The organism is Planctomycetia bacterium, from assembly GCA_034440135.1.
Taxonomy (GTDB): domain Bacteria; phylum Planctomycetota; class Planctomycetia; order Pirellulales; family JALHLM01; genus JALHLM01.
In genome coordinates this window covers 1-10,038 of record JAWXBP010000055.1, presented here as the reverse complement: position 1 = coordinate 10,038, position 10,038 = coordinate 1, and the positions used below count along the sequence as shown (strand labels likewise).

Here is a 10,038-nt window from a genome sequence, read left to right as displayed (position 1 = left end):
GACGCGTCCTTCGACCTCCGGCGAGCTACCGGTGTAGGTCGTGCCGCCGAGGCCGAGGCTGAAGCAACCGGTCGCGGTCGCCAGCAGGATTGCTTTGCAGAGCAACGCCAGGATTAGGCCAGACTTCGAGCGCATGGATATGCTCCGGGGGCTTTGCCAAGCTTATGGGGGAGTGTGAATATTCGGAAAGTCGGTGCGAGGCAAGATGAGTTTGATTGCCGCGCAGGATAGATGGGGGAACGGGGAAACAGCGGGAAAATCGTCGCTGGTAAATCGGACGGAAAAACAGTTCCCCGCGAAGCTGGCAATCCTGTTGTGGCCGAGTTCTAATAGCGGTCACGTTCCCGCTGGTTCCCTTTCCCGCCCATCCGAGACTCGCGAGGCCCCATCATGGCTCAGTCTGCTCGCCGTTGTGCCGATTGCGATACGAGTGAATCGTCGTCGTCCGTGTCGCGCCGCAAGTTCCTGCAGGCTTCCGCCGCGGTGGGCGCGGTGGCGGCGACGGGCGGGATTTACCCAGTCTGGTCGCGGGCCGACGAGGCCGTCGCCGCGACCGCGCCGGAAACCACGGTCGCCAAGTTGTATGGAATTCTGAGCGACGAGCAGAAACAGCAAATCTGCTTCGCCTGGGATCACGTTGATCCGAAGCGCGGGCTGTTGCGCACCCGGGTAGCCAACAACTGGCACATCACCGAGCCGGCGATCAACGACGATTTCTTCTCCGACGATCAGCGCGACTTGATTCGCGAGATCTACAAGGGGCTGCTGCATCCCGATTGGCATGCCCGGATCGATCGGCAGTTGGAAGACGACGCCGGCGGCTACGGCAACGATCAGAACATCGCCATCTTCGGCCAGCCGGGGGGCGATAAGTTTGAGTTCGTGATGACCGGCCGGCACATGACCATGCGCTGCGACGGCAACTCGACCGAACATGTGGCGTTCGGCGGGCCGATTTTCTACGGCCACGCCCCGCAGGACGAAGAAGAGCCAGGCCACCCTGGCAACGTCTTCTGGGAGCAAGGCGCCGCGGCGAACCGCGTGTTCGACATGCTCGACGGCAAGCAACGGGCAATCGCGCTGGTGAGCAATCTGCCGAATGAGCAAGCCGTGGCCTTCCGCGGTCCCAGCGGGCAGTTCCCTGGCCTGGCCGTGAGCGAGATGTCGGCCGATCAGCAAGGCGAAGTCGAAAAGGTAATTGCCAAGTTGGTGGAGCCGTATCGCAACGCCGATCGCGAGGAAGTCGCCGCGTGCCTCAAGTCGATGGGCGGCCTGGAAAAATGTTCGCTGGCGTTCTACCAGGATGGTGACATCGGCAACGACCAGATCTGGGACTGCTGGCGCCTGGAGGGCCCGTCGTTCGTGTGGTACTTCCGCGGCTCGCCACACGTCCACGTCTGGGCAAACGTAGCGTCGAGCCCGGATGTGAAGTTGAACGCGTAGGATGTAACCGCGAAAGGCGCGAAATCACGCGAAAGAAAAAACGAAGAACGTGCAGGGTCTTGGGCGGATGGCGCTCTGAACGATGTGCATTTAGGCGCGGGGCGTGCGCATTTCGTTGAAGCCCCAACGGGGCGGCCGATAGTAGCCAGGGGTGCAAACCCCTGGAAAACATGCGCGGAAGAAAGCCTTAGCCCCATCGGGGCGACACAAAGGCGTCGTCGAATTTGTGTCGCCCCGATGGGGCTAAATGGTTTCTCGTGGGTACGCCACCTATCGGCCGCCCCGGTTGGGGCTACGTATCGCGCGACCTGTTTTGTGTACCTCGACCGTACGTGAACACACGACAGCGCGCGGAATCTTAGGGTCGCTGTGCCGGCGCGCAACCCCGGTTATTCGCTGGACGATGAATCCGTGGGAACAACCGGTGGTTCGTCGAGAAGCAAGAGCTTGTAACACGCCGCTTCCTGATCGTTGCGGACCAGGAGATAGGGTCCCGCTAAAGCTGGCGTGTTCCAGGTTTTGCCGGTGATGGCTTGGATCTTGGCGTGTTCGACGTATTTTTCCGGATTGGCTTCGAGCAGCAATAGTTCGCCGTTTTCGGCCAGGACGAGGATGTCGTCGCCGACGAGGATCAATTGGCCGTGGCCGAAGCGGCCCTTTTTCCATTTGCGCTCGCCGGTTTCCAACTCCAGGCATTCCATGATGCCGTCGTCGAGCCCGTACACGTAGCCGTCGTGAATGGCGACGTTGGAGAGCTTTGTCTTCATGTTGCTGTTGCGGCCGTCGTACAGGTCTTCGACCGTGAACTTGCCGTCGGCGTCGGTTTTGAATTCCAACAACATGCAGCCGGTGCCGTAGCCGGTCGAACAGAACACGCGATCGTTGCCCACAGCCACCGGCTGCGCGACCTTCGGTTGATTGCCGGGCCAGTCGTAGGTCCAGAGGACTTCGCCGGTCTCGGCGTTGTGCCCGATGACGTTGAGTTGATTGACGATCACCACTTGCCGTTGTCCGCAAAGCGTCATCAGCGTCGGCGAACAATACGCGGTCTGTGAATCACCGCCGGACCATTTGCGTTCGCCGGTGGCGCGGTCGTACGCGACGAGTGAGTTTCCGTTCTTGCCGCCGGGGTTTGCGACGATCACGTCGTCATAGACGAGCGGCGATCCGGCCATGGCCCATTGCAGATTGTCGGCCTCGGCGTCCTTCAGGATATTGCGCGTCGGCCAGCGCGGCTTCCCATCCGCGAGGCGCAGGCAATTCAGGGCGCCCATTGCCCCGAGCGTGCAGACAAAGGGTTCGCCGTCTTCGAAGATGGTCGGCGTCGCGCGCGGACCGTCGCCCCCCATGAATTCGGAGAAACGCCCTTCGTCGGCGTGCTTCCAAAGTTCTTGGCCAGTGAGCAAATGGTAGCAGACGACGAATTCCTGAGTGCCGCGCTGTTCTTGCGTGACCGCGAGCTCGCCATAGACGGCGAACGACGACCAGCCCTCGCCGATCGGTTGCTTCCAAAGCTGTTGCGGCTTGACCTTGATCCAGTTGCGCCCGATGGTGATGTCCTCGATCACCGGATGGCGATTTGGGCCCAAAAACTGCGGGTAGCGGTACGGCGCTTGCAGCCACTCGGGTTTAATGTCCGTCGCGTCAGCCGCCGACTCGGTCGGGGCGCCGACAACTGCCGCGTTCGGCGCGGCTTCCCAGCGCCAGGCGTAAATCGGTCGCATGTTGCCGGTATAGCCGACGCGCCGCAGCGTGGCCGCGCGAAAGATCGCCACGCTGGCAATCGCGATGCCGCCGGCAATGAGCACGCGTTTGCGCGCGACGTCTGAGAGCCCGGCACCGAAGGCCAGCCAGAGCCATCCGGCAAACAGCCCGAGGATCACGAGCGCCGCGGTGGCGAGAAATTGAAATGCAGCATCGTCCAGCGCGGTTTGGATGCCGCCATACAGCGCGGCGAGCAAGATTGCGATGACGGCCAGGGCGATGAAGTTGACTCGCCGGCCCGGCGAGATGGTTTCCGTGGCAAGACTCATATCTCATTCCTCCGTGGTTCAACTGACGCGGCGACTTCGCGAGCCAGGAAAGGGCCGAGCAGTCCGTTCCGGGGAAATCATACAGGCCGCCGGGTGTTTGGCGAGAGGACGCCGAGCGAGTGAACGCGCGGGAATGGCATGACTCAACGTGCCGTTCGGATTATCCTGGGTCGAATCTCGACGAAACATCGTCCGCCGGCGCCAGGTAGTATCTTCGCCGGAAGCGCGTCCCCATTTATGTGAACAACTGAGCATTAGCCATGTTTGAACTTCGCCGATCGATCTTAAATACCAACATTTTCCGCCTCGTCCTGGTCGGTTTGGCCGCAAGCACCTGGGCGCCATTGTCCTGGGCCCGTCCCGCCACGACCAAGCTGCTGCCGAAGTCGACGCAGGCTTATATCTCCATCCCGGACGTGGCGGAGCTCAAGCTCAGGGCCCAGGACACTTCGACCGCGCGGATGCTGCGGGACAAGCAGGTCGAGCCCCTGGTGCGCGACCTGTACGGCACGGCGATGGAGTCGCTCGCCAAGTTCGAGGAAGAGCTGGGCATGCCGCTCGTGAAATTGCTGGAGATTCCTCAAGGGGAGTTGTCGGTGGCGTTCGTTGCGGTGAAGGAAGCGCGGCCCGCGTTGGTCGTGCTGATGGACGTGGGAAGCGACAACAAACCGTTCGATACATTCCTAAAGGCGGGACTCGCCCGGGCGGCGGAGGCGGGCATCGAACCACGCGAGGAGAAGTTCGGCGAGAAGTCGGTTTCCGTGCTGGATCTCTCCGGCGAAGACGGCAACCAGGTGTTGTATTGCCGACGTGAGGAGACGTTTGTCGTCACAACGGACGCCAAGGTGCTGGCCGAGCTATTGGAGGCCTGGGACGGAGGCAAGAATGAGTCGCTGTCGTCGGACGAAGCGTTCTCGCAGATTCGCGAGCGCGCTCGCGGCGCGGCGGACGAAGCGCCGCAGGTGATGTACTTCTTCAATCCGATCGGCATCGTCGAAGCGATCGGCGAAGATAACACCGCCGTTCGCCTGGCGGAATCGTTCCTGGCGCCTTTAGGTCTCGATGGCCTGCGCGGTTTGGGGGGCGAAATCACGCTGAATACCGGACAATTCGAATCGATTCACCGCGCCACGATTCTGATCGATGCTCCGCGACGCGGCGTGCTGGAATTGATCGCCGTCAAGGCAGGAGATACGGTACCCGAGAACTGGGTGCCCGCTGACGCGGCGAGCTATATGACGTTCAATTGGGACTTCCCGGAGATGTACGACGATCTCCGTCATCTCGTGGACAGCTTCCGCGGCGAAGGTTCCTTCTCCGAACGCGTCAACACGCCGTTCAAGAACGAGACGGGGATTGATCTGGAACAAGAAATCCTGCCGTATATCGAAGGGCGTGTAAGCATCGTCTCATCCATGACGCGCCCGGTGACGCTCACGTCGCAGACGGCCGTGTACGGATTCAAGTTGAAGGAACCGGACAAGCTTCGCCCGGTGCTCGACAAACTCGGGGAAAAGTACACCGAACAGTTGAGCAAGGAAACGTACGGCGCCATGTCGTTCTACAAGTTTTCTCCTCCAGGGTTGGAAGACAACCCCGAGGCCGCCAACGTGCCGCGTCCATGCTTCGGGATCCTGGGCGACTACTTATTGATTGCCAATCAACAGGCCGGCTTGGAGCAAGTGGTGCTGGCGTCCGAAGATCCCACGCGCTCGTTAGCCAGCACCGAGGATTTTAAGACGATCACCGAGGTCATCAAGCAGCTCCCCGGCGGCGAGTCGCCCATTGGCATTACATTCGCGCGCCCCGAGGAGAGTTTGCGATTCCTTTACGAGTTGGCAAACTCGGAACAGACTCGCAAGCAACTCGCCAAACAAGGCGAGGAGAATGAGTTCTTCGGCAAGGTCGGCGATGTCTTGGACAGAAACCCGTTGCCGCCGTTCGAGGTGATCGCCAAATACTTCGCTCCATCGGGCGCGATGATGGTGGAAGAAGAAACGGGCTGGCAGTACATCGATTTCTCGTTGCGGCGCGAGGAGACGGAGGAATAGCGTTCACGAAGGGCCCGGTTGCCGCCGACGTTCGAGTGAATTACGTTCAGAACTCACTCCCTGAACAATTGTTGCACGACTGAGGCATTCGATGGCCGCGCGACCCTTATCGCTTGTCGCTCCCGATTGGTGGGACTACACGACGCTCGACCGTGGGTTGCTGGACGATGCGGCGCGGCTCACCGCCGATGATCTCTTTGCGCTGTCGCGGCCCGGCTTCACGGTTCGCTTCTACGACACCATCGAAGAGTTCTACCTGGCCGAAGCGCTGGAATACATTCACGCCTGGCGGCAATCGACGCCGGAACGTCCGGCCGGAATCTGCGGCCCGATCGGACCCACGGAGCAATTGCCGCTCGTGGCGCGATTGGTCAACGAACTGGAAATCGACCTGCGCCATGCACACTTTTGGGGCATGGACGAATGGGTCGTCGACGGCCGCGAAACGCCGGAGAGCTTTTCGTTATCTTTCGCCAAAGCGGACCGCGAGTTGTGTTTCGATCGCATCCGCGCGGATTTGCGGATGCCGGAAAGCAACCTGCACTTTCCGCGCGTGGCCGAGATCGACGCGTTCCGCCGTTCGTTTGACGAGGCACGCTGCGTCGTAATGCAGGGCGGTCAGGGCGAGATCAAACATTGGGCCTTCAATGATCCAGTCCGCCGCGCCGGCGTGTTTCGCGACCAACCGCCGACGCCCGCCGAGTATCGTCAACTTGGCACGCGCGTCGTCGAACTGCATCCGATGACGATTATTCAAAACGCCCGCACGTCCGGCGGCGGCGTGGTTACCAACGTGCCGACGCAAGCGCTGACCGTGGGGCCTGCCGAGACTTGGAAAGCGGAGAAAGTCTCCATCTGGCACGCCGGCACGCATGACAACCCGTTCGGGCAACGGCTCACGGCGCTGATGATTGGTAAGAAGCTACCGGACAGTTCGGTGCCGATGTCTCTGTTGGCGGATCACCCGAACGTGCAGTTCAATTATCTGCGGAGCGGGATCGGGAGCTGCGCGGCGGAGATGCATTGAGTGGGTGGGCGATGTCGTCGCTCCCAGCCCCGAACCCCCGTCGAAAGCGGCTTGTCTAGCCGCTAAACTCTCGTAATCCGGCTAAGCCGCCGGCCCGTTAACCGAATCTCCAAATGTCCGGTTAACGTACCCGAGATATTTGCGCAATGATTGCTCCCAGTGGAGTTTACGCTCGCCATGATCAAGAAACGATTGATGACCCCCGGGCCGACGCAGGTGCCGGAAGAAGCCCTGTTGAGCCTCGCTAAGCAGGTCACTCACCATCGAACAGCGGAATTCCGCAAGTTGTTCGCCGAGGTGCTGGTCGGGCTGAAAGAGGTCTTCGCGACCAAACATGACGTGATCGTGCTGACCAGCTCCGGGTCCGGGGCGATGGAGGCGGCGGTCGTCAATCTGATGCCGCGCGGCGGAAAGGCGATCGTCCTCGAAGCCGGCAATTTCGCCCAGCGCTGGCGGAAGATCTGCGATGCCTTTGGCATCGAGGTCGTCCGACATGAAGTCACCTGGGGCGAAGCGGTCGATCCGGCCGACGTGAAGGCGCTGCTGGAAAAGCATCCGGACGCCGTAGCGGTGTTCGGCACGTTGATGGAAAGCAGCACGGGCGTTGGGCACGACGTGAAGGCGATCGGCGAGGTCGTTCGGGACTCGAAGTCGCTGTTCGTCGTCGACGCCATCAGTGGCGCGTGCGTCATGGAATGCCGCACCGACGAGTGGGGGATCGACGTCTTGGTCGTCGGGTCGCAGAAGGCGTTGATGCTGCCCCCCGGCCTGGCGTTCGTGACGCTCAGCCCCGCCGCGGTGAAGCAGATGGAACAGGTCAAGCCGCAGGCGTTTTATTTCGACCTCAAACAGCATCGCAACAAGATTCTGGAGGGGCCGGATACGCCCTGGACCCCTGCCCATACGATGATCGCGGCTCTGGCGGAGAACCTCAAACTGATTCGGGCCGAAGGGATCGAGAGGGTCTGGTCGCGGGCCAAGACCCTGGCGCGGGCGACCCGGGCTGGGTTGGAGGCCATTGGGTTAGAGTTGTTCGCGGCACGTCCGGCGGACGGTCTCACGAGCGTTTATCTGCCGACCGACGTCGATGGCGGCGCGTTTCTGAAGCGGCTGGAAAGCCGATTCGGCATCAAAGTCGCCGGCGGCCAGGCCCATTTGAAGGGGAAGATCTTCCGGATCGCGCATATGGGAATCGTCGATGAGTTGGACATCCTCAGCACGTTAGCGGCGATCGAGTTGGTGCTGGACGAACTCGGCCGCAGCGTGGAGTTCGGCGCCGGGTGCCGCGCGGCGCAGCGCGTCTTGGCGGAATCGCATCCGGCCACTGTGGCTTAGCCGTCCACTCGTCACTCTTTTCGAGTCACGAAAACTCGGGGGCCCGCCACTCGCTGGCGGGCCCCTGGATGTCGATTTTGCATGAATTTTCTACGTAATCGACAAACTCCATTGAAAGTGTAACGGGAAACGATTAGCTTGCTATTGGATTCCCCAGCGCATGGACGACTCTTTTCTTGGGAATCCAACCACTCGGCTTGGATGTTTTCAAGGGTCTTTAGCAAGCGCGCCTTCGTGAGTCAGTAGCTCGTCTCTCCGGGCAGGGATTTCGGCGTTGCCGCAGCCCGACGGCGCAAGGTTCCAGGTTTCATGAAGCAGCGCACCTTGCGAGCGCAGGCGCTTGAACCGCGCGCGCTCTTGGCCGTCGACGTGTCCCTGGACGTACTGTCCGGCGAGCTTCGCATATTGGGCACTCCCAACGACGACGTCGTCGAAGTGGCCAACGATCTGCTGTCGATCCACGTTACGGACACGAGCGGCGCCAAGGCCGAGCGGCAGTCGTTTTCGAAGCTGCTGGTGCGTTCGATCTCCTTTCGTGGCGGCGACGGCGACGACGCGTTCGTCACCCGCGTGGACCTGCCGGCATCCATCTATGGCCAGGAAGGCAACGATACGCTCGTCGGCGGACCGGCGGCTGATCTCCTCGTGGGAGGGAATGGCAACGACGTATTGCGCGGCGGCGCAGGAGTGGACCGGCTCCTCGGGGGCATAGGCGCCGACCAGTTGTTCGGCGATGACGACGCCGATCGGCTGGAAGGCGAAGACGGCGATGATTTGCTCCGCGGCGGACGTGGCGACGACCTGCTGATGGGCGGAACGGGCAGTGACCAACTGTACGGCGACGAAGGGGACGATTCGCTGAACGGCGCTGAGGACCGCGACAATCTCTACGGCGGGATCGGCAACGATATTCTGCGCGGCGGCGACACCCGGGATATCCTCCGCGGCAATGAGGGGGACGACCAACTCTTTGGAGACGCCGGCAGCGATATTCTTCGCGGCGACGAAGGCAACGACACGCTCAACGGAGACGTCGGCGCCGACCAACTCTACGGTGGCGCGGGGAATGACACGCTCGATGGCGGCGCCGGCGACGACGCGCTAAATGGGGACGAAGGCGACGACCTGCTGATGGGTCGCGAAGGCAACGACGTGCTGTCTGGCGGCGCTGGGAACGACGACCTGCGTGACGACGATGGCTTCAACCAACTCTTTGGCGACGACGGAAACGATCTTCTCTCGGGTGGGCCGCTGGCGGATTTTCTCCGTGGTGGCGCAGGCAACGACGTGCTGCGCGGCTCAGGCGGCAACGACGAAATCTGGGGCGAAGCCGGCTTCGACGTGCTGCGAGGGGGCGACGGAAATGATGCGCTCGACGGCGGGCTGGATCGAGATGAACTCTACGGCGAGGACGGCGCCGATCGGCTCGACGGCGGCGCCGGAGACGACACGCTGGACGGTGGCGCGGGGGACGACGCGCTGAATGGAGACGACGGCGACGATCTGTTGCTTGGCAGAGATGGCGACGACATTCTCTGGGGCGGCGCCGGGAACGACGACCTCCGCGGCGACGAAGGGACCAGTCAACTCTTCGGCGGCGACGGCAACGATCTCCTCACGGGCGGACCTCTGGACGACTTGCTGCGCGGCGGGCTTGGCAACGATGTATTGCGTGGCCTGAGCGGCGACGACGAAATCTGGGGCGATGCAGGCTTCGACGTGCTGCGCGGCGACGACGGCAATGACCGGCTCTTCGGCGGATTGGACCGTGACGAGATCTACGGCGGACTTGGTGATGATTTCCTCGACGGCGACGACGGTGACGACTGGCTGGTTGGCGACGAAGGGAATGACCTGATCTTTGGACGCGCAGGGCGCGACGACATCTGGGGCGGCGCCGGCGACGACCGGATTTACGGCGGTGATGATGCGGACACAATCAATGGCGGCGATCACGCCGACTTGATCCGCGGAGAGGCCGGCAATGACGTGATTCTAGGCGGCGCCGGCGACGACAACATCAACGGCGACGACGGCCACGACGACATCCAAGGGAACGACGGCAACGACGAGTTGATGGGCGGGCGCGGCAATGATACCGTCCGCGGCGGCTGGGGGCTTGATCATATCCGCGGCCTGGACGGCGACG

The 10,038-nt window shown here is 62.0% G+C and carries 6 protein-coding genes and 1 pseudogene; 6 read left to right on the top strand and 1 reads right to left on the bottom strand.

All coding sequences use genetic code 11. The annotated features are described in order from the left end of the window. The first annotated feature begins 390 nt into the window (after positions 1 to 390). Complete coding sequence (locus SGJ19_03025) at positions 391 to 1,443, top strand: DUF3500 domain-containing protein (protein MDZ4779205.1); 1,053 nt, start codon at positions 391 to 393, stop codon at positions 1,441 to 1,443. Positions 1,444 to 1,832: 389 nt separating this feature from the next. Here SGJ19_03025 and SGJ19_03020 read toward each other — a convergent pair whose 3' ends face one another. Beyond that, positions 1,833 to 3,476, bottom strand: coding sequence for a PQQ-binding-like beta-propeller repeat protein (locus tag SGJ19_03020; protein ID MDZ4779204.1), 1,644 nt, complete (start codon positions 3,474 to 3,476; stop codon positions 1,833 to 1,835). Positions 3,477 to 3,736: 260 nt separating this feature from the next. Between SGJ19_03020 and SGJ19_03015 the strand changes: the two genes are divergently transcribed. The 5 genes and pseudogenes from SGJ19_03015 to SGJ19_02995 form a co-directional block, all read left to right on the top strand. Continuing rightward, positions 3,737 to 5,527: a DUF3352 domain-containing protein gene (locus SGJ19_03015; protein ID MDZ4779203.1), complete on the top strand. Its 1,791-nt coding sequence runs from the start codon at positions 3,737 to 3,739 to the stop codon at positions 5,525 to 5,527. 91 nt (positions 5,528 to 5,618) lie between these two features. Continuing rightward, positions 5,619 to 6,554, top strand: a complete 936-nt coding sequence (locus SGJ19_03010; protein MDZ4779202.1) for a glucosamine-6-phosphate isomerase — start codon at positions 5,619 to 5,621, stop codon at positions 6,552 to 6,554. 177 nt (positions 6,555 to 6,731) lie between these two features. Beyond that, positions 6,732 to 7,889 carry an alanine--glyoxylate aminotransferase family protein gene (locus tag SGJ19_03005; protein ID MDZ4779201.1) on the top strand — a complete coding sequence of 386 codons (1,158 nt, stop codon included), beginning with the start codon at positions 6,732 to 6,734 and terminating at the stop codon, positions 7,887 to 7,889. A gap of 309 nt (positions 7,890 to 8,198) precedes the next feature. Beyond that, a pseudogene (locus tag SGJ19_03000) lies at positions 8,199 to 8,942 on the top strand (calcium-binding protein). A 78-nt stretch (positions 8,943 to 9,020) separates the two neighbouring features. Further along, positions 9,021 to 10,038: calcium-binding protein (locus tag SGJ19_02995; GenBank protein ID MDZ4779200.1), on the top strand; the 1,018-nt coding region annotated here is incomplete at its 3' end.

Bases quoted from the DNA above. Each gene is read 5' to 3' on its own strand.
- SGJ19_03015 (MDZ4779203.1), top strand. From the start codon at position 3,737: ATGTTTGAACTTCGCCGATCGATCTTAAATACCAACATTTTCCGCCTC.
- SGJ19_03020 (MDZ4779204.1), bottom strand. From the start codon at position 3,476: ATGAGTCTTGCCACGGAAACCATCTCGCCGGGCCGGCGAGTCAACTTC.
- SGJ19_03005 (MDZ4779201.1), top strand. From the start codon at position 6,732: ATGATCAAGAAACGATTGATGACCCCCGGGCCGACGCAGGTGCCGGAA.
- SGJ19_03025 (MDZ4779205.1), top strand. From the start codon at position 391: ATGGCTCAGTCTGCTCGCCGTTGTGCCGATTGCGATACGAGTGAATCG.
- SGJ19_03010 (MDZ4779202.1), top strand. From the start codon at position 5,619: ATGGCCGCGCGACCCTTATCGCTTGTCGCTCCCGATTGGTGGGACTAC.